Annotated in this window: 19 protein-coding genes; 11 read left to right on the top strand and 8 right to left on the bottom strand. The window is 71.8% G+C overall.

The genetic code is table 11. The annotated features are described in order from the left end of the window. The first annotated feature begins 135 nt into the window (after positions 1 to 135). Together ACQEVZ_RS25810 and ACQEVZ_RS25805 are read left to right on the top strand one after the other, a co-directional pair. Positions 136 to 993: a helix-turn-helix domain-containing protein gene (locus ACQEVZ_RS25810; RefSeq protein ID WP_344508249.1), complete on the top strand. Its 858-nt coding sequence runs from the start codon at positions 136 to 138 to the stop codon at positions 991 to 993. A gap of 23 nt (positions 994 to 1,016) precedes the next feature. Further along, positions 1,017 to 1,193, top strand: coding sequence for a DUF397 domain-containing protein (locus ACQEVZ_RS25805; protein ID WP_344508247.1), 177 nt, complete (start codon positions 1,017 to 1,019; stop codon positions 1,191 to 1,193). A gap of 87 nt (positions 1,194 to 1,280) precedes the next feature. Here ACQEVZ_RS25805 and ACQEVZ_RS25800 read toward each other — a convergent pair whose 3' ends face one another. Both ACQEVZ_RS25800 and ACQEVZ_RS25795 read right to left on the bottom strand, forming a co-directional pair. Beyond that, the gene (locus tag ACQEVZ_RS25800) at positions 1,281 to 3,170 is read right to left on the bottom strand and encodes a beta-propeller domain-containing protein (protein WP_433370928.1); all 1,890 of its coding nucleotides are present in this window, start codon (positions 3,168 to 3,170) and stop codon (positions 1,281 to 1,283) included. 5 nt (positions 3,171 to 3,175) lie between these two features. Beyond that, positions 3,176 to 3,664: an Lrp/AsnC family transcriptional regulator gene (locus tag ACQEVZ_RS25795; RefSeq protein WP_433370925.1), complete on the bottom strand. Its 489-nt coding sequence runs from the start codon at positions 3,662 to 3,664 to the stop codon at positions 3,176 to 3,178. A gap of 68 nt (positions 3,665 to 3,732) precedes the next feature. On the opposite strand from ACQEVZ_RS25795, the gene ddaH reads away from it, so the two are divergent. Further along, positions 3,733 to 4,563: a dimethylargininase gene (gene ddaH / locus ACQEVZ_RS25790; RefSeq protein ID WP_433370922.1), complete on the top strand. Its 831-nt coding sequence runs from the start codon at positions 3,733 to 3,735 to the stop codon at positions 4,561 to 4,563. Here the strand turns inward: ddaH and ACQEVZ_RS25785 are convergent. From ACQEVZ_RS25785 to ACQEVZ_RS25765, 5 genes are all read right to left on the bottom strand, one after another. Continuing rightward, positions 4,560 to 5,066, bottom strand: a complete 507-nt coding sequence (locus ACQEVZ_RS25785; protein ID WP_433370919.1) for a hypothetical protein — start codon at positions 5,064 to 5,066, stop codon at positions 4,560 to 4,562. The two genes, ddaH and ACQEVZ_RS25785, sit on opposite strands and share 4 nt — an antisense overlap. A gap of 57 nt (positions 5,067 to 5,123) precedes the next feature. Then, positions 5,124 to 6,515, bottom strand: a complete 1,392-nt coding sequence (locus ACQEVZ_RS25780) for a HAMP domain-containing sensor histidine kinase (protein ID WP_344508237.1) — start codon at positions 6,513 to 6,515, stop codon at positions 5,124 to 5,126. Next, a complete protein-coding gene (locus tag ACQEVZ_RS25775; protein ID WP_433370915.1) occupies positions 6,508 to 7,191 on the bottom strand; it encodes a response regulator transcription factor in 684 nt (227 codons plus the stop codon). Before ACQEVZ_RS25775 ends, ACQEVZ_RS25780 begins: the two co-directional genes overlap by 8 nt. A gap of 137 nt (positions 7,192 to 7,328) precedes the next feature. After that, entirely contained in the window at positions 7,329 to 7,820 is a 492-nt protein-coding gene (locus ACQEVZ_RS25770; RefSeq protein ID WP_344508233.1) for a hypothetical protein, read from the bottom strand. Positions 7,821 to 7,977: 157 nt separating this feature from the next. Then, positions 7,978 to 8,544 (bottom strand): hypothetical protein, encoded by a 567-nt coding sequence (locus tag ACQEVZ_RS25765; RefSeq protein ID WP_433370911.1) that lies wholly within the window; start codon positions 8,542 to 8,544, stop codon positions 7,978 to 7,980. Positions 8,545 to 8,677: 133 nt separating this feature from the next. Here ACQEVZ_RS25765 and ACQEVZ_RS25760 point away from each other — a divergent pair, with 133 nt between their 5' ends. The 8 genes from ACQEVZ_RS25760 (at position 8,678) to ACQEVZ_RS25725 (ending at position 16,345) form a co-directional block, all read left to right on the top strand. Next, positions 8,678 to 9,745: an efflux RND transporter periplasmic adaptor subunit gene (locus tag ACQEVZ_RS25760; RefSeq protein ID WP_433370908.1), complete on the top strand. Its 1,068-nt coding sequence runs from the start codon at positions 8,678 to 8,680 to the stop codon at positions 9,743 to 9,745. 11 nt (positions 9,746 to 9,756) lie between these two features. After that, positions 9,757 to 10,473, top strand: coding sequence for a response regulator transcription factor (locus ACQEVZ_RS25755; RefSeq protein WP_363393633.1), 717 nt, complete (start codon positions 9,757 to 9,759; stop codon positions 10,471 to 10,473). Between the two features lie 9 nt (positions 10,474 to 10,482). Continuing rightward, positions 10,483 to 12,093, top strand: coding sequence for a sensor histidine kinase (locus tag ACQEVZ_RS25750; protein WP_433370905.1), 1,611 nt, complete (start codon positions 10,483 to 10,485; stop codon positions 12,091 to 12,093). Positions 12,094 to 12,174: 81 nt separating this feature from the next. Then, positions 12,175 to 13,359: an efflux RND transporter periplasmic adaptor subunit gene (locus ACQEVZ_RS25745; protein ID WP_433370902.1), complete on the top strand. Its 1,185-nt coding sequence runs from the start codon at positions 12,175 to 12,177 to the stop codon at positions 13,357 to 13,359. A 14-nt stretch (positions 13,360 to 13,373) separates the two neighbouring features. Further along, positions 13,374 to 14,060 (top strand): ABC transporter ATP-binding protein, encoded by a 687-nt coding sequence (locus tag ACQEVZ_RS25740; protein ID WP_344508221.1) that lies wholly within the window; start codon positions 13,374 to 13,376, stop codon positions 14,058 to 14,060. Then, the gene (locus ACQEVZ_RS25735) at positions 14,057 to 15,259 is read left to right on the top strand and encodes an ABC transporter permease (RefSeq protein WP_433370898.1); all 1,203 of its coding nucleotides are present in this window, start codon (positions 14,057 to 14,059) and stop codon (positions 15,257 to 15,259) included. The genes ACQEVZ_RS25740 and ACQEVZ_RS25735 overlap by 4 nt, the downstream gene beginning before the upstream one ends. A gap of 9 nt (positions 15,260 to 15,268) precedes the next feature. Next, positions 15,269 to 15,865, top strand: coding sequence for a hypothetical protein (locus tag ACQEVZ_RS25730; protein ID WP_433370895.1), 597 nt, complete (start codon positions 15,269 to 15,271; stop codon positions 15,863 to 15,865). Positions 15,866 to 15,880: 15 nt separating this feature from the next. Then, positions 15,881 to 16,345 (top strand): PH domain-containing protein, encoded by a 465-nt coding sequence (locus ACQEVZ_RS25725; RefSeq protein WP_433370892.1) that lies wholly within the window; start codon positions 15,881 to 15,883, stop codon positions 16,343 to 16,345. 30 nt (positions 16,346 to 16,375) lie between these two features. Here the strand turns inward: ACQEVZ_RS25725 and ACQEVZ_RS25720 are convergent, their stop codons facing one another. Then, positions 16,376 to 18,334 (bottom strand): SpoIIE family protein phosphatase, encoded by a 1,959-nt coding sequence (locus tag ACQEVZ_RS25720; protein WP_433370889.1) that lies wholly within the window; start codon positions 18,332 to 18,334, stop codon positions 16,376 to 16,378. Between the last annotated feature and the right edge of the window lie 43 nt (positions 18,335 to 18,377).

The following is an 18,377-nucleotide window of genomic DNA, read 5'->3' as shown; positions in this document are numbered from 1 at the left end:
CGCTGGGTGAGGCGGATCATGCAACCTCACTAGTAGCTTCTAACTTGATTACGCATCAACTCGCTGTCAGATGCAAGTGCAACCCAGTGCCGAAAGTTCTCAGTATTTGAGTGTGGATGCGGTACGGTGTGGTCGATGTCCTCGAAGCCGAGCCCGACTCTGCTCCGTCGCCAGCTCGGAGCCGAGCTGCGCCGGTTGCGGGAGGCTGCCCGGAAGACGGCCGCCGATGTCGCAGCCGAGCTCAAGTGGTCCGAGTCCAAGGTCAGCCGGATCGAGACCGCCAACAGCAGCGTCCGCAACCCGGACCTGACGAAGCTCTTCGACCTCTATCAGACCGCAGAGGCCGAGCGCACCCGCATCACCGCCCTCGCCGCGCAATCGCGCCAGCGGGCCTGGTGGGAAGCCTATGGCGACGCATTGCTCGGCGCCTATGAAACAATGATCGGGTTCGAATCCGAGGCATCCGACGTCTACATCTACGACGCGGTCATTCTCCACGGACTTCTGCAGACCGTGGAATACGCCGGCGCGATCATCAATTCGGTGTCCGTGGGGGAGCGGCCCGATGTGGTGAACCAGCGGGTGTCGGTCCGGATGGCGCGACAGGCCGTCCTGACCCGTGACCCGCCGCCGCGGATCTGGGCGATTCTCGACGAGGCGGTCCTCAAGCGGCCGGTCGGCGGTCATGATGTCATGCGAAGGCAGCTCATGAGGCTCCTGGAGATCGCCGACCGTCCGACGGTGACGCTGCAGATGGTGCCGTTCGACCGTGGGGCGCACCGGGGGATCGACGGGGCGTTCACGGTGCTCGACTTCGTCGGCGAGACCGAGCAGTCGCTCGTGTATTGCGACGGAATGACCGGCGGGGTGTTTCGCAACCGCCCCGAGGAAGTGCGGCGCTACCTGGTCGCCTTCGAATCGTTGCGCACTGTGGCGCTGAGCCACGCGGAAACACTTGATTACATTCAGCGGGCTATTCGCGAATACGAATAGCCCAGGTTCTAGGGGTCATCATCATGAGCATTGTGTGGCGTAAAAGCACGCGCAGCGGCGGCAACGGTTGCGTCGAGGTGTTACTCGACCCGAAGGCCGTCGGCATCCGGGACTCGAAGGACGCCAACAGCCCGGAGATCTTCGTGGACGCCGCCGCCTGGAGGGCGTTCGTGCAGCACGTCGCCGGAGAGCAGCGCTGACCAGACGGCGGACAGCGCTGACCGTGCGGCGGCGCTGACCGCCCAGCCGCGCCGACCGCACAGCGGCGCAGAACCGAAACGATCCAGCTAGAGCGCGATCCAGGCCTGCTCGGCCAGGGTCGCCGCGTCGGTCGCCTTCAGCCCCTGCTCCGACAGGGTCCACAAAGTGCCACCGATGATCAGCGAGCGGCGGATCGCCGTGTAGCGACCGGGGTGGGTGATCGCACCCGCCTCGGTGATCGCCGAGTCGCCGACCTTCAGCACCAGCACGGCCGGCTGGGTGTCGCGCCAGACCGGCACCGCGAGCAGCCCCAGCGGCGCCCAGTAGAGGAACGCGTGCGGGTCGTACTCCGCCTCGGAGCTGCCGCCCTGCCGCTTGAACTGCGCGACCCGCGACGGGTGCGCCGGGTCCCGCACGTCGAACAGCGACACCTGCATGCCCTGCACCCGGCCCTGCGCGTTGGCGTCCTGCCCCAGGCCGAGCAGCCGCCCGTCGCCCGCGGGGTGCAGGTATGCCGAGTAGCCCGGGATCTTCAGCTCCCCGACCACCTTCGGCGCCGCGGGGTCGCGCAGGTCGAGCGTGTAGAGCGGGTCGGTCTGCCGGAACGTGACCACGTAGCCGGTCGTGCCGATGAACCGCACGGAATAGATCCGCTCGCCCTTACCGAGGCCGTCGACGCGACCCGCCTCGGTGAGCCGGCCGCCGTCGCGGCGCAGCACGTACACCGCCGACGCCGTCGTGTTGTCGGCCGACATCGTCGTGGCGATCCGCAGGTGCCCGTCCCACTCCGACATCGAGTACTGGTTGAGCAGCCAGCCCGGCACCTCACCCGACGCGACGAACCGGGGGCTGCCCGGCGCGCCGATGTCGAACTTGAACACCTGGGTCGACGGCCGGGCCGGCGACGTCGCGACCTTCCTGCGCACCACGTCGGCGGCGAGCACCCGCCAGCGCTGGTCGTTGGCGATGTACAGGCTGGGCCCGTTGGCGTAGACGGTGTCGCCGTCGGCCACGACCGAGACCGGGTCGCCGCCGCCGAGCGCCGCACCGCCCAGGTCGAAGGTCAGCACCGTCAGCATCGACGTCGCCGAGTAGGTCGCCGGCCGGCTCACCGCGCCGCAGTCGACCCGCCCCTCGGTGCGCTTGCCGGCGGCGTCGGTCGCGGCCCACTTCGGCAGCCACGCGTCGACCGGCGCGGCCATGACCGCCGAACGGTTCGCCGCGATCCGCGCGTCGTCGCTGCCGAGCTTCGAGTTGCCGGGGAACGCGATCCGCGGCCGGGACACCACGACCACGCGGGCGGTGCCGCCGACCTGCCGGGCGTCGAGCAGGCCGCCCTCGACGGTGAACCGGCCGATCACCTTCGGCGCGCCGGCGAGGTCGACCAGCGTCATCTGCGCGCCCGACACGCCGGGCACGTCGTCGAAGCCGGCCCGGTAGTCGTAGCCGAGCACCAGCGCGCGGTCCCCGGACAGCAGCAGCTCCGTGGCGTTGGCGGCGCTCTTGCCGCTGACGTCGTCGACGGTGCCGATGGCCAGGGAGCCGGTCACCGCCCGGCCGGCGACGTCGACGACCTTCAGGGTGCCGCGCGACAGCGTCACGATCCGTTTGCCGTCGGTCTTCACGAGATCCGGCTCGTCGACACCCGCCTCATGGGTGTTGGTGCCAGAGAACTCCTGACCGGCCGGCGCGGCCGCCTTGCCGCTGTTGAGCCCGCCCTGCCGCTGTGCGCCGGTGTCCTCGGCGCGGCCGCCGCGCAGCATGCCGCCGTCGTTCAGGAACCCCCACGGCCCGACCACACCCGCGGCGGCGTCCCGCAGCGACGACAGCAGCTGCTCGCAGGAGTCGAACGCCACCAGCTTGAACACCGGCTCCGGCCCGGCGACCGTGGCCGGCGCGGACTTCGGCGACCCGCCGCCCGTACATCCGGCGACAACGAAAACCAGGGCACTCAACGCGGCAAGCGAGCGTCTCATGCGTGCTAGGACGTGGCAGGTGTCGATCCGGTTCCCGGCACGGTGACGACTTTCGGCGCCAGCCGCTCGACCAGCCGTGACAGCACGATCATGCTGCGGGTCGACGTCACGAAGGGCTCGGCGCGCAGCCGTTCGAGGGCCTCCTCGAGCCCCGCCATGTCGACCGCCCGCAGGTGGACCAGCGCGTCGGCCTCACCCGAGATGGTGTAGGCGCCGACGACCGCCGGGTGGCGCTTCGCGGCGTCGCGGATCTGCTGCGGCGACGTCCGCCCGGTGCAGAACAGCTCGACGAACGCCTCCGTCGTCCACCCCAGCGCGTCCGGGTCGACGAGCGCCGTATAGCCGCGGATCACTCCGGTCGATCGAAGCCGGTCGACGCGACGCTTCACGGCCGGTGCGGACAGCGCCACCCGCGATCCGATGTCCGCATACGATGAGCGGGCGTCCTCCTGCAGCAACGCAATGATCTGCTGGTCGATCGGGTCGAGGCGCAACAAATCCCTCCTCGAAAGCAAGCAATACCGCTGTTTTGTGCAACCCCACAAATCTACCGTTTGATCTCGTGACCCACGTCGAGCGGCAGCCACGCGAGCGCACCTACCTGATGTCGCCACCCGAGCACTTCGTGGTGGAGTACGCGATCAACCCGTGGATGGACGTGTCCACGCCGGTCGACACCGAGCTCGCCCTGAAGCAGTGGGAGGGCCTGCGGGAGACCCTGGTGCGGCTCGGCCACCAGGTGCACGTGCTGCCCCCGGAGATCGGCCTGCCGGACATGGTCTACGCGGCCAACGGGGCGTTCAGCGTCGACGGCGTCGTCTACGGGGCGCGCTTCAAGTACCCGCAGCGCATCGCCGAGGCCGCCGCGCACCGGCGGTTCTACGACAACCACGGCTGGAAGTTCGTCGCGCCGGCCGAGACCAACGAGGGCGAGGGCGACTTCGCCTACCTGCCCGACGCGCTCGGCGGCGGCGTGATCCTGGCCGGTCACGGCTTCCGGACCGAGACCTCGGCGCACTCGGAGGCGCAGGAGGCGCTCGGCCGGCCGGTGGTCTCGCTGCGCCTCGTCGACCCGCGCTTCTACCACCTCGACGTCGCGCTGGCGTCGCTGGACGACCGCACCGTCGTCTACTACCCGGGCGCGTTCTCGGCCGCGTCCCAGCGGGTGCTCGCGCAGCTCTTCCCGGACGCCGTGGTCGCCGACGAGGAGGACGCCCTGTCGTTCGGCCTCAACCTCGTCTCCGACGGGCGCAATGTGGTGCTCAACAGTGAAGCCACCGCCCTCGCGGCAAAGCTCCGCCAGGCGGGTTACGCGCCTGTACCGGTGGAGCTGACCGAGCTCAAGAAGGGCGGCGGCTCCGTGAAGTGCTGCATCGCCGAACTTCGGCCTTAAGAGGTCGCCGGAGCCGGCGCTGGGGTTTCTGTCCCGGTCCCGGTCCCGGCCCCGGCCGTGGACTGGATCAGCACGATCTGCGCCGTGTATGTCGTGGTGGGGGACGCCGCCGGGCTCCCGCCGCCGCCGCTGACCGTGATCGGGCCGCCGACCACCACCATGGAGCCCGCCTGCAGCGCGCCGGGCTGCACGCTCATGTGGTCGTTGTAGATCTTGGCGTTCTGGGCCAGGGTCCACGTCTTGGTGTAGCCGTCGGTCGACCGGACCGTCACGGACGTTTCCGTCGCCGCCGTCGCGGTGCCGTTCTGCATCGCGACCCGTATCGGGCCCTTCTTCGTCTGCACGATGCCCTCACCGTGCAGCACGTTCTTGAGCCAGTTCTCGTGCTGGCCACCCTGACCGGTCTCGCCGGGTGTCGGATCCGCCAGTGCGACCCCCGGCAGGGAGCCGACGATCACCAGGATCACGGCACTGAGCAACAGGCCTATGCGTGTGCGTCGCATCTGGGTACCTCCTGTCCGAGCTGCTCCGAGCTCCGCCGAATTGAGCCGACGGGTGCACTACCTCCTCTCACCCGGCCCAAACGGCACCGTCACCGTGAATCTTGCCCCGCCCTCGGGCGCGTGACCGGCCTCGATCCTGCCGCCGAGCCGGCGGGCCATCCGCGCGGCGAGCGCCAGCCCCAGCCCGCTGCCGACCTTGCGCGCGCCCTGGTACCGCCGCGACAGCGCACCCCGCTCGAAGGCCACCGCCAGGTCGTCGTCGGTGAACCCGGGCCCGCCGTCACGGATCTCGATCGACGCCTCCGCCGGCCCCCACACCAGCGCCAGCACCACCGGCACCCCCGTCGCCTGCTCGGACGGCACGACCCGCAGCGCGTTCTCCAGCAGGCCGTCGACGATCTGGCGGATCCGTCCCGGGTCGGTGCGCACCGGCACGGGCATCGGCGGCAGCTCCGTGCGCAGCAGCAGCCCCGCCGCCGTGAGCCGCCCGCCCCACGCCTCGGCGGTCGCCGCCACCAGCTGGGTCAGATCCACGTCGACCACCTCGACCGGCAGGTCCGCGGCCTCCAGCCGGGCCAGCACCAGCAGGTCGGCGATCAGCCGGTCGAGCCGCTCCGCCTCGTCGAGCACAGTCTGCCCGGCCCGCTGCGCCCCGTCCGGACCCACCACCCCGTCCGCGAGCGCCTCCGCGTAGCCGCGGATCGTCGTCAGTGGCGTGCGCAGCTCGTGCGACACCGACAGCAGGAAGTCCCGCTCGCGCCCCTCGCTCGTGGCGAGGGCCGCGGTCAGCGCGTTCACCGCGTGCGCCAGGTCCGCCACCTCCGCCGGCCCGTCCGCGTCCAGCGTGACCGACCGGTCCCCGGCGGTGAGCCGGTTGGCCGCGTCCGCCACGGTGCGGATGGGCCGCGCGATCCTCCTGGCCAGCAGCACGCCCGCCAGCAGCCCGGCCGCCAACCCGGCCAGCAGCGCCATCCACAGCTGCCCCCACAGCCGCGTGATGGTCGCCTGGCGCGACGGCATCCGCTCGGTCAGCACGATCCCGTTGCCCGCGTTGCCGATCGGCCGGCCCACCACGAGCTGGACCTGCTGGTCCACCACCGCCCGCCGGACCGGGACCGGCCGCCCGGCCCCGACCGTCTTGACCACCCCGTCGGGCAGCCCCGCGCGGTCCGGCTGCCCCGCCCGGATCAGGTAGACCTGGATCCCGCGGGTCCGCAGCCGCTCGACGATCACCTGCTCGTCCGTGCTCCTGGGCGTGTTGAACCGGGGGCGCAGCAGCTCGGCGGTCAGCGTCGCGTCGTCGGCCAGCCGGACCCGGGCCGCCTTGTTGGCCTCCTGGATCGCCAGCGGCGCCCCGACGAGCGCCGTCACCAGCACCGAGATGACCGCGACCAGGCACGTGACCAGCGCGCTGCGTCCGGCGATGGACCGGAACCCGGCCCTAAGCATCGGCGGTGTACCCGACGCCCCGCACCGTCCTGAGCACCCCCGCCGCGGCGCCGAGCTTCCCGCGCACCTGCGCCACGTGCACGTCGACCGTCCGGGTGCCGGAATGCGCGGCGTACCCCCACACCGAGCCGAGCAGCTCCTCCCGCGTGAACACCCGCCCCGGCCGGTTCATCAGGTGCGCCAGCAGCGCGAACTCCGTCGATGTCAGCACCACCGGCGCGCCGTCGACCAGGCACTCCCGCCGCGCGGGGTCGAGCGTGACGGGTCCGACGGTGCGGACCTGCTCGACGTCGGGCGGCCCCTGCGTGCGGCGCAGCACCGCCTTCACCCGCGAGACCAGCTCCCGCGGGCTGAACGGCTTGGTCACGTAGTCGTCGCCGCCCAGCTCCAGGCCGAGGATCCGGTCGACCTCGTCGTCCCGCGCGGTCAGGAACAGCACCGGCGTCCAGTCACCGGCCTCCCGCAGCCGCCGGCAGATCTCCGTGCCGTCCATCCCCGGCAGCGCGATGTCCAGCACGCACGCGACGGGCCGCAGCTTCCGCGCCGCGGCCAGGCCCGCCGTGCCGTTGTGCTCGACGTGCACCCCGAAGCCCTCGCGCGCCAGATACATGCGCAGCAGGTCGGCGATCGGCCGCTCGTCCTCGACGACCAGCACCAGCCCCTTGCCCTGATCCACGGGCCCATTCTGCCGCGCCCGCATCCCGCCCGATGTTCGGGCGAGGTTTGGGCATCGAGCCGGTCGGATACAAGAACATCGATCGGCTCACCCTTCGCGAGGAAGCCAGCGCCTGCCGCGAAGGGTGGGCCGATCGCTCACGCGAAGCGGAGGACCGCCTTGGCCAGGGCGGGGACCCGGGGCGTCGCGGCGGCGGCGACCACGCCCCACGGGGTGCGGAACGCCTGCTTGAGGGCCTCGTCGAGGCGCCACATCTCGACCTTGTTCGGCAGGCGGACCCAGACGTTCTCGCGGACGCCGTCGATGGCGGTCACGCCGAGCTGGATGCCGGAGCGGGTCGGCTCGGGGGTCCAGGTGACATCGGCGAGCGAGTGCAGGTCGGTGTTGAGGTGCAGGGAGACCCGGCGCAGCAGCGGCGACTCGGTGGTGATCACGAGGCGGCTGCGGGTCAGCATCAGCACGCTGTTGCGGGAGGCGCGCGACGTGCAGCGGGCGACGACGGCGACGGCGTCACGGTCCCCAGCGCAGCCGCGCAGCACCTGCACGTGGCGGCGGATGGTCGCGGCGGACAGCCTCGCCAGTGCGGTGGCCGGCAGGAACGTGCACGTGAAGGTGTCCAGCGTCTCCATATCGAAGCCAACGACGGTTCGCGCTCAGCGACACGCGTCGCGGCCCCGGAAATGCGCCGATCTTGCGGGCGTAGTGTCAGGACACTCCCACAATGTCCTTTTCGCCACCGCCACACCCGCAAGACCGGCGCACCGCCTGTCCGACAACCGGGGAGGGCTACGACGCGGACGGGCGGGGGCTGGGCTTGAGGGGAGCGCAGGCGGTGACGGCGGCCGCCACCTCCGCGTCGCCGGTGTCGAGCTGGTCGACCGGGCCGCTGACGGTGACGCCGTGCTCGGTCAGGCAGTTGCGGTACGCCGCATCCCGGCCGCCACCGTTGCCGCCGCCTCCGCCGTTGCCGAACCCGCCGCTCGGGAACGCGGTCGGGCGCAGCGACTCGCAGGCCTTCTGCGCCTTCTCCCAGGTCTGCTGGTCCACGCCGTTCGGCGCGGCCGTACCGAAGAAGCCACCGCCACCGCCGCGGAACCCACCGCTGCCGGACGGACGCGGCTGCCCCGACGGGAACGCGGTCGGGCGGCCCGACGCGTTGCCGTCAGGACGGGCGGTGGGGCGTCCGGAGCCGTTCATCTGCGGCAGGTTGACGCCGTTGTCGCGCAGGCACGACGCGTAGTCGGTGCCGGACGCCGCCGTGGCCGGCGCCGCGCTGTCCGAAGATCCGCAGGCTGTGGCGAAGAACGCCACCGCGGCGAGCGCGAGGGCGGCCCCACCGATCCGCTTGGTCATCACTCCCGACATGCAACGGCGCGAACCTCGACGCACCGTGGGCTGGACCTCAAAATTCGGTGAGAGCGCCTTCCCAGGGAACTTTGAGGTCCGGTCGAGCTGACCGGGAGCCGGGACCGGTCAACTAGCAGGCATGAAGGTCTGGTGGCTGGCCGGAGGGGCTGCCGTGCTCGCGGTCGCGGTCGTCGTGGGGGTCCTGCTGACCGGCGACGAGAAGGTCGCGCCGGCGAAGGTGAGCACGACGAAGGTGACCCGCGGGACGGTCTCGACGACGGTCTCCGCGTCCGGGACGGTGCAGGCGCAGCAGAGCCGCACGCTCGGGTTCACCAGCAGCGGCACGCTGACGGAGCTCAACGTCAAGCCCGGCGACGTCGTCGCCGCCGGCATGGTGCTGGCCAGGATCGACGCGACCGCCGCGCAGGAGTCGGTGGACGCCGCCGAGGAGAGCGTCGACAGCGCCGAGGACGCCCTGGACCGCGCGGAGACCGCCCAGGCGAGCGCCACCAGCACGCCCAGCGTCAGCCCGAGCGCCAGCCGCGCTCCCGGCAGCGGCGGCGGCGGACAGAACCCTGGCACCGGCAACCAGAACAGCGTCCAGAACGCCAGCGACAACCTGCTCAACGCGCAGCAGCGGCTCAACAACGCGAAGCTCACCCTCACCCAGGCCAACGCCAAGCTGGCCGGGACGGTGATCACCGCGCCGCTCGCGGGCAAGATCCTCGCCGTGAACGGCACCGTCGGGTCCGCCGCCGGCTCGAGCGTGATCACGCTCGCCGGCACCGGCGACGTCGTGGTGAAGGCGCAGTTCACCGAGGCGGAGGTGGCCGACCTCAAGGTCGGGCAGGTCGCCCGGATCACGCTGCCGGACAACGCGAGCGCGAAGTCCGACGGCAAGGTCATCCAGATCGACCCGGCCGGCACGGTGTCGAACCGGCTGGTGCGCTACGCGGCGCTGATCGCGTTCGACACGGTGCCCGACACGCTGCTCTACGGGCAGAGCGCTACTGTCGCAGTGGTCACCGCGTCCGTGGACGGCGTGCTGTCGGTGCCCTCCACGGCCGTGCGCGGCGGGGTGGTCGTGGTCAGGGTCAACGGCCGCGACGAGGAGCGCAAGGTCGCGACGGGGCTGCGTGGCGACGTCAACACCGAGATCACGAGCGGACTTGCCGAAGGCGACGAGATCCTGACGGCGGGTCGGTGACGATGGAGCCGATGACCGTACAGGCGAACACGCCACAGCCGAAGGTCCTCGTCGTGGACGACGAGGCGAGCATCCGTGCCCTGCTGTCCGCGACCCTGCGGCTCACCGGCTTCGACGTGAAGGTCGCCGGCGGCGGGCGGGAGGCGCTCGCGGCCGCCGCCGAGTTCGCGCCCGACCTGGTCGTGCTCGACGTGATGATGCCCGACCTGGACGGGTTCGAGGTCGCGCAGCGGCTGCGCAGCGGTCAGCGGCCGGTGCCGGTGCTGTTCCTGACGGCGCGGGACTCCGTGGAGGACCGCATCTCGGGGCTGACGGTCGGCGCCGACGACTACGTCGCGAAGCCGTTCAGCCTGGAGGAGGTCGTGCTGCGGATCCGCGCGATCCTGCGCCGCAGCCTGGGCGATCAGCAGCAGCTCGTCGACGGCGGGGTGCTGCGCTACGCGGACCTGGAGATGGACGAGGACGCGCACGAGGTCCGCCGCGGCGGGCACCGGGTCGACCTCTCCCCGACCGAGTTCAACCTGCTGCGGTACCTGCTGACCAACGCCGGCCGGGTGGTCAGCAAGGCGCAGATCCTGGACCGCGTGTGGAACTACGACTTCGGCGGCGACGGGCGCATCGTCGAGTCGTACGTCTACTACCTGCGCCGCAAGGTCGACAAGTGGGATCCGCCGCTGATCCACACCGTCCGCGGGGTCGGCTACGCGCTGCGCCTGCCCCAGAAGTAGGCCGCAGCGGTGAGACTCAGGCCCTGGCGCCAGTGGACGGTCCGCACGAGGATCGTCGGCTCCGTGGTGGCCCTCGCCGGGGTCGCCCTCATCGCCGCCAACGCGATCGGTGTCGGGCTGCTCAACTGGTACCTGATGCAGCGCATCGACGACCAGCTGGAGCACTCGGCGCACCCGCCCGCGTTCGTCGGCCGCAACCCGAACCCGAGCCCCAGCGCCTCGGTGACGGGCGGGCGGCGCGACCGGTACAGCGGCGAGTTCTTCCCCGGGCCGCTGTACCAGATCTACCGCTTCGACAGCACGGGCAAGCTCAAGGAGCCGCCGACGGTCGTGCTGGACCCGGCGCTCTTCGGTGACGTCCGGCAGCGGGCCGAGGACCCGAAGCCGTTCACGGTCACCAGCCCGGCCGGCGAGGACTGGCGGGTGATCGTGTTCGCGCTGCCGGTGCCGACGGGCACCGCGGCCGGGGCCAACGGATACGGCGCCAACGCGGTCTCCCTCGTCGAGATCCAGGACACGCGGGACCGGATGCTGCAGTACTCGCTGCTGGTGAGCCTGATCGTGCTCGGCTTCGCCGGGTTCGCGACGGCGTCGCTGGTGCGGGTCGGGCTGAGCCCGCTGACCCGCATGGAGGAGACCGCGGTCGAGATCGCGGACGGCAACCTGTCCAGCCGGATCGTCGACGCCGACCCGCACACGGAGTCGGGGCGGCTCGGCATCGCATTGAACACGATGCTCACCCGCATCGAGGAGGCCGTCGAGGACAGCGCCGACTCGGAGCGCCGGCTGCGCCAGTTCCTCGCCGACGCCGCGCATGAGCTGCGCACGCCGCTGACCTCCGTGCAGGGTTTCGCCGAGCTGTACCGGCGCGGTGGTGCCCCGCCCGGACCCGCGCTGGACGAGGCGATGGCGTGCATCGAGGCCGAGGTCAGCAGGATGCGGCTGCTCGTCAACGACCTGCTGACCCTGGCCAGGATGGACGAGGAGCGGGCCCTGCAGCGGCACCCGGTGGACCTGCTCGCCGTCGCCGCCGACTCGGTGCGCGACGCGCACGTGCGGGTGCCGACCCGGTTCGTGCAGCTGTCGGCGCTCGACGAGCGGTCGGTGACGTTCGAGCCGGTCACCGTGGAGGGCGACGAGGCGCGCATCCGGCAGGTCGTCGCCAACCTGGTCAGCAACGCGCTGCAGCACACGCCGGAGGACACCCGCGTCGTCGTGCGGGTCGGGCGGGCGACCGGCGACACCCCGCCGCCGACCGCGTCGATCGGTGCGCCGCTGCCCGAAGGGGTGCCGCTCGCCGCGATCGAGGTCAGCGACACGGGGCCGGGCATGAAGCCGGAGGACGCCACCAGGGTGTTCGAGCGCCTGTACCGCGCGGAGGGCTCCCGCTCCCGCCGGCACGGCGGCGCCGGGCTGGGCCTCGCCATCGTCTCGGCCATCGTGCAGGCGCACGGCGGGCGGGTCGAGCTGTGGACGGCACCGGGCGTCGGTGCGCGGTTCCGGGTGCTGCTGCCGGCGATGGACGAGCCGGACTTCGAGGACGAGCCCGACGGCCCTGACGACGACGAATCCGGAGAAACCGGGGCAACCGAATTCCGAGGTAACTCCGAGGTGGACTGAGGGTCGCTCCGAGCGGCACCGACCACGATTCCCCTCATGCGTTTGTCGCTGCCGTCTCTACGCCGGCCTCGTCCGAACTCCGTGGGTCTGATCAACGCCGCGCTCGCGGTCGCCACGGTCGGCGGCGGGCTCTGGGCCTATCAGATCGTCTCCGGCCCGGCGGCCGCCCAGGCGTCGCAGACCACCACGCGGACCAGGGTCGTCGCGGCCTCCCAGGGCACGGTGTCGCAGACGGTGTCGGCGTCGGGCTCGGTCGCCAGCTCCGCGACCGCCAACGCCAACTTCACCAGCTCGGGCACGGTCACCGAGGTGGACGTGAAGGTCGGCGACGTGGTCACCAAGGGGCAGGTCCTGGCGAAGATCGACCCGACGGCCGCCAACGCGTCGCTGAACACCGCGAAGGCCAACCTGACCGCGGCGAAGGCGGCGCTGACCCGGGCGGAGAACAACAACGCCGACGACGCCACCATCGCCTCCGCGGAGGCGCAGGTCGCGACCGCGCAGGCCAGCGTCACGTCGGCGCAGACGACCGTCAACGGCACGGTCTTGACCGCCCCGATCGCCGGCACGGTCACCGCCGTGAACGGCGCCGTCGGATCGGCCTCGTCGTCTTCCGGGTCATCTTCTGGTTCGTCCGGCGGCGGCGGTACCGGCGGCGCGACCTCCTCCAGCAGCAGCTCGAGCGGCTTCATCCAGCTCGCCGACCTGACGAAGCTGCAGATCAACGCCGGGTTCGCGGAGGCCGACGCGACGAAGCTCAAGCCCGGCCAGACCGCGGAGATCAGCTGGAGCGCGCTGAGCGGCACGCGCGCCACCGGCAAGGTCAGCACGATCTCGCCGACGGCGACGACCACCAACAACGTCAACTCCTACGCGGTGGTCATCGGCCTGGACACGCTGCCGGAAGGGGTGCGGCTCGGACAGAGCACCACGGCGGTCGTGACGATCGCCGAGGCGCAGAACGTGGTGCGCATCCCGACCCAGGCGCTGCGCACGGCCGGCGGCCAGCGCACCGTCCAGGTGCAGGTCAACGGCCAGGTGGAGACCCGCACGGTCGAGGTCGGCATCAGCGGCGGCTCGTTCGTCGAGATCAAGTCGGGGCTCACGGCCGGCGAGCAGGTCGTGATCACCACGACGACGACCGGCTCGACGACCGGCACCAACACCAACCAGTTCCCCGGCGGCGGCAACTTCCCCGGTGGCGGTGGCGGCTTCACCGGCGGCGGTGGCTTCACCGGTGGCGGCGGCGGCCGCCAGGGCAACTGATGGGACCCGGCGACATGCACCCAGTTCTGGACGTCCAGAAGGTCAAGAAGATCTACGGGCAGGGCGAGACCGAGGTCCAGGCCCTGCGCGGGGTGTCGCTGACCGTCGAGCGCGGCGACTATGTCGCCATCATGGGCTCGTCGGGCTCCGGCAAGTCGACGCTGATGAACATCCTCGGCTGCCTCGACATCCCGACGACCGGCAAGTACCTGCTCGACGGCGTCGACGTGAGCCGCCTCAACGACCGGCAGCTCGCGCTCGTGCGGAACCGGCGGATCGGATTCGTGTTCCAGGCGTTCAACCTGATCGCGCGGACCACCGCCCTCGCCAACGTCGAGCTGCCCCTCGCCTACGCGGGGGTGAGGTCCGCGGAGCGCCGCCGCCGGGCCAACCTGGCCCTGGCGATGGTCGGGCTAGCCGACCGCGCCGGCCACGAGCCCAACCAGCTCTCCGGCGGCCAGCAGCAGCGGGTCGCCGTCGCGCGGGCCCTGGTCACCGCGCCGGCGCTGGTGCTCGCGGACGAGCCGACCGGCAACCTCGACACGCAGTCCACCAGCGACGTCCTGGCCGTCTTCGACCGGCTCAGCGCGTCGGGCCGGACGATCGTGCTGATCACCCACGAGCCGGACGTCGCCGAGCGGGCGAAGCGACTGATCCGGCTCGTCGACGGACACATCGTCCAGGATGAGCGGCTGAAATGAACATCGTCTTCGCCCTGCGGGCGATCACCGCCAACAAGCTGCGGTCCGGCCTCACCGTGCTCGGCATCCTCATCGGCGTCGCGGCGGTCATCCTGCTCGTCGCGGTCGGCAACGGCTCGGCCCAGGCCGTACAGAAGCAGATCGAGTCACTGGGGACGAACACGCTGACCGTCACGGCCGGCGGTGGCGGTGGCGCGCGAGGTGCGGCGGCGACCACGAGCACCGCGCTCACCATGGACCTGGTGCCCGCGCTCTCCGACAAGGACGAGGCGCCGCACGTGCGCAGCGTGTCGCCGGTCGTCACCGGCTCGCAGTCGGCAACGTACGAGGGCACCGACCACACGATCGCGCAGTTCGTCGGCACCTACCCGGGCTATGTCGCGGCCTCGAACTTCAAGGTCGACAAGGGTGCCCTCTTCACCGACGAGGACGTCAAGGACTCCCGCAAGATCGTGCTCATCGGCAAGACCGTCGCGGAGGAGCTGTTCGGCGCCGTCGACCCGCTGTCGAAGCAGATCACCGTGTCCGGCAAGCTCTTCACCGTCGTCGGGGTGCTCGCCGACAAGGGCGGCACCGGCTTCACCGACCCCAACGACGTCGCGATCGCCCCGGTCACCGCGGTGCAGGAGTCGCTGACCGGCTACGGGTCGCTGAACCAGCTGCTGGTGCAGGCGACCGCGCCGGAGGACGTCAGCGACGCGCAGGGCGAGGTCACGGCGATCCTCAACGCCAAGCTGAACATCACCGGGTCGAGCACCAGCGCGTACCGCATCCAGAACGCCTCGCAGCTGCTGGAGACCCGCGCGAACACCGCGGAGACCTTCACGCTGCTCCTCGGCGCGGTCGCCGGGATCAGCCTGCTGGTCGGCGGGATCGGCATCACCAACATCATGATGGTCACCGTCACCGAGCGGACCCGCGAGATCGGCATCCGCAAGGCGCTCGGCGCGCCGAAGCGCACGATCCTCACCCAGTTCCTGGTCGAGGCGACCGTGCTGAGCCTGATCGGCGGGCTCCTGGGCGTGGCCGCGGCGGTGATCGGCAGCCGGTTCACGATCGTCAGCATCCAACCCGTGATCGTGCCCAGCTCGGTCTTCCTGGCGCTGGGGTTCTCGGTCGCGATCGGGCTGTTCTTCGGCAGCTACCCGGCCAGCCGCGCCGCCGGCCTGCGCCCCATCGAAGCGCTGCGCTATGAGTAGGAGATTCCTGTGAGCCACGCCTTTCGCCGGCCTTCCGACAATGCGGACACCGAGGTCCTCGAGCCGGTCGTGCTCCTCGAAGAACCGGAGCCGGAACCGGACGACCTGCTCGCGCAGCCGCTCGACGACGACCTGAGCGAGCGGATCAGCAAGGCGGCGCCGCGCCGGCTCGCCAACCGCGCCACGTACGTCCTGGCGGGGCTGGCGCTGCTGGTCGCCGGCTTCGTCGGCGGCGCGCAGGTGCAGAAGTCCTACGGCACCGCCCCGGCGGCCTCGACCCCGGGCGGCGGCGCCAACCCGGCGGCGCTGGCGAGCCAGTTCGCCGGGCGGGGCGGCTTCCCCGGCGGAGCGCAAGGCGGCACCGGCACCGGCACGGGGCAGACGGGCACGCGGGGCGGCATCACCGGCACCGTCAAGCTCGTCGACGGCACCACCGTCTACGTGGAGACCGCCGACGGCCAGACGCTGATCGTGAAGACCAGCGGCACGACCACCGTCTCGATGCCGGGCGCGCTGAAGGACCTCACCGCCGGCTCCAGCGTGACGATCGTCGGCCAGAACGCCGACGGGACCGTCACCGCCACCTCGATCACCAAGACGAAGTAGCGCATGCTGGGGGGCATGGACCTCCGCAGCGGAACCTTCGACCCCTCGCAGCCGCAGCCGCAGCCGCAGGCGACCGCCTTACGGTGGCGGGTGTCGACCGGCTTCGCCGCGCTGAAGGCCTGTGCGGCGATCGGCCTCCTGGTCGCCGGCGTGTTCGCCGCGGGCGACCGCCGGATGCTCACCGCCGCGGTGGTCGCCGCGGCCATCCTCGGCATCTATGCGCTGCGGGACTTCGTCGCGCCGGTCCGTCTCGCCGCGGACCCGGACGGGGTCACCGTCGTCAGCGGCTACGCGGGCCGCCGCCGGGTCGAGTGGGTGCAGGTCGAGCGGATGCGCGTCGACGCCCGGTCCCGTGGCGGCATGCGCAGCGAGCTCCTGGAGATCGACGCGGGCGAGCAGCTGTTCCTGCTCAGCCGGTACGACCTCAACGCGCACCCGGCCGACGTCTATGAGGAGCTGCTCCGGCTCCGCGGCTTCTAGCCGTCGTCGGCTTCCAGCCGTCGCTGGGTGCTAGCTGTCGTTGCGGACGGCGAAGATGGCGATGTCGTCGCGGGGCGCCTCCGCGGAGAAGCCCAGCGTCGTCGCGCGCAGGCGGGCGACGACCACGTCGGCGGGGAAGCCGGCCAGCAGCGCCGCCTCCTTGCGCAGCCGGTCGACGCCGAAGAGCTCCGCGCCGCGGCGGCGCTCGGTGACGCCGTCGGTGTAGAAGATCAGCGTGTCGCCGGGCTGCAGCGTGATCTGGGTGCGCGGGGTGTTGATCGTGTCGAGCAGGCCGAGGGCGGTGCCGCACCGGCCGGCGAGCTCCGTGCTGCCGTCGGCGCGCAGCAGCACCGGCTGGTCGTGCCCGGCGAGGTGCAGCGCCACGTCCAGGGTGCCGTCGGGGCGGCGCAGGATCTCCGCCAGGCACAGCGTGCAGAAGCGGCCGGCGCCCCGCTCGAGCAGCGTCTCGTTGATCCGCTTCAGCGTCTCGGGCATCGGCCGGCCGTCACGGACCAGCACGCGGGTGACGTCCCGCACCAGGCCGGTGACCGTCGCCGCCTGGACGCCCTTGCCCGACACGTCGCCGACGACCACCAGCCAGCGGCGGCCGGAGAGCGGCACCACGTCGTAGAAGTCGCCGCCGACGTCGACCCCTTCGCCGGTCGGCACGTATTCGGCGCCGAACTCCACGCCCTCGGCCTTCGGCAGCTGCGGCGGCAGCAGCGAGCGCTGCAGGGCCTGGGCGATGCTGCGCCGCTCGGCGTGGATGTTGGCGTTGTCGATCGCGAGCGCGGCGCGGCGGGCCACGTCCTCGACGACGGCGACCTCCTCGCTGCGCTGCCACGTGTCGCCGCCACCGCCGACCGTCAGCGTGCCCAGGTGCTGCCCGCGGGCGATCAGCGCGAGGACATACCCCTCCAGCGGCGGGCCGAGCGGCACCACCGCGTCGGTGCCCATCGCCTCCTTCAGCTGCGGGGCCGCGTGCGTGAGCGAGTCGAGCAGCCCGGTGAGCATCGACTCGTCGGCGTGCGCGGCCGCGGCGAGCCGCAGCTCACCGCCGGCGTCGGCGGCGTGGATCGCGCACCAGGTGCCCAGCCGCGGCACCACCAGCCGCGGGATGAGCGCGAGGGTCAGCTCCACGTCCAGGGACTGGGCGAGCAGCTCGCTGGCGTCGGCGAGGAACGTCAGCCAGGTGCGCCGCTCCGAGTCGGCGCGGCGCAGCCGGTGGTTCTCGATCAGCAGCATCAACCGGTCCGCGGCGAGCGACGTCAGCGGCCGCGCATACGGGTTGCCGCCACCGCCGGCCACGAGCAGCTCCGCCCGCCAGGGCTTGGTGACCCGAAGCGGCACCCGCAGGCCGCTGTCGACGGTCCCGGTGAGCCGGCCGACGGCGGCGACCGTGTGCGGGCCGTCGCCCTCGTCCAGGGTCAGCGCCGCGCCGGTCCCGCCGATCACGCCGACGAGCCGCTGCAGCAGCTCCTCCGAGACCTCGGTCAGCGACGTGCCGGTGCCCGACCAGCCGAGCGCGCTGAGCGCCTCCGGTGCGGGCGCGACGGGGATCTCGAAGCTGGGCGGTGTCCTGTCGCTGCCGACGGTGCCGGGCTTCTTGTCCAGCCGGAACCAGACGCCCTTGCCGCCGCCGAAGTGCAGGGTGCCCCAGGAGGACGCCAGCTGGTCGACGAGCAGCAGGCCGCGGCCGCGCTCGTCCAGGTCGGTGCCGGGTGCGGGGATGTTGGGCACGACCGTGCCGGGCTTGAAGTCCAGCACGGTGACCGTCAGCGAATTGTCGGCGGCGGTGATCTCCACATCGACCTCGGTGCCGGCGTGCACGACGCTGTTGGTCGTCAGCTCCGTCACCAGCAGCAGCGCCTCGTCGAGAATGCCGCCCAGATCCCGTTCGTGCACGATCGTCCGGATCGCTTCGCGGGCCAGCCCAGGAGAGCTATGGTCGGCCGGGAGTCGGATCCTCCGGACGGTCGGGGCGTTCACACCTCGCAGTCTCTACCGAACGGTGGTAACAATCCAACCTGGA

Source organism: Dactylosporangium sp. CA-152071, from assembly GCF_050936335.1.
Classification (GTDB): domain Bacteria; phylum Actinomycetota; class Actinomycetes; order Mycobacteriales; family Micromonosporaceae; genus Dactylosporangium; species Dactylosporangium maewongense.
Note: the sequence above shows the minus strand (reverse complement) of the source record. Positions and strands in the feature narration are given on the sequence as shown.

Coding starts and splice junctions, on each gene's coding strand:
- ACQEVZ_RS25760 (WP_433370908.1), top strand. CDS start 8,678: ATGAAGGTCTGGTGGCTGGCCGGAGGGGCTGCCGTGCTCGCGGTCGCG.
- ACQEVZ_RS25780 (WP_344508237.1), bottom strand. CDS start 6,515: ATGCTTAGGGCCGGGTTCCGGTCCATCGCCGGACGCAGCGCGCTGGTC.
- ACQEVZ_RS25740 (WP_344508221.1), top strand. CDS start 13,374: ATGCACCCAGTTCTGGACGTCCAGAAGGTCAAGAAGATCTACGGGCAG.
- ACQEVZ_RS25735 (WP_433370898.1), top strand. CDS start 14,057: ATGAACATCGTCTTCGCCCTGCGGGCGATCACCGCCAACAAGCTGCGG.
- ACQEVZ_RS25770 (WP_344508233.1), bottom strand. CDS start 7,820: ATGGAGACGCTGGACACCTTCACGTGCACGTTCCTGCCGGCCACCGCA.
- ACQEVZ_RS25755 (WP_363393633.1), top strand. CDS start 9,757: ATGACCGTACAGGCGAACACGCCACAGCCGAAGGTCCTCGTCGTGGAC.
- ACQEVZ_RS25785 (WP_433370919.1), bottom strand. CDS start 5,066: ATGCGACGCACACGCATAGGCCTGTTGCTCAGTGCCGTGATCCTGGTG.
- ACQEVZ_RS25805 (WP_344508247.1), top strand. CDS start 1,017: ATGAGCATTGTGTGGCGTAAAAGCACGCGCAGCGGCGGCAACGGTTGC.
- ACQEVZ_RS25810 (WP_344508249.1), top strand. CDS start 136: ATGTCCTCGAAGCCGAGCCCGACTCTGCTCCGTCGCCAGCTCGGAGCC.
- ACQEVZ_RS25725 (WP_433370892.1), top strand. CDS start 15,881: ATGGACCTCCGCAGCGGAACCTTCGACCCCTCGCAGCCGCAGCCGCAG.
- ACQEVZ_RS25765 (WP_433370911.1), bottom strand. CDS start 8,544: ATGACCAAGCGGATCGGTGGGGCCGCCCTCGCGCTCGCCGCGGTGGCG.
- ACQEVZ_RS25800 (WP_433370928.1), bottom strand. CDS start 3,170: ATGAGACGCTCGCTTGCCGCGTTGAGTGCCCTGGTTTTCGTTGTCGCC.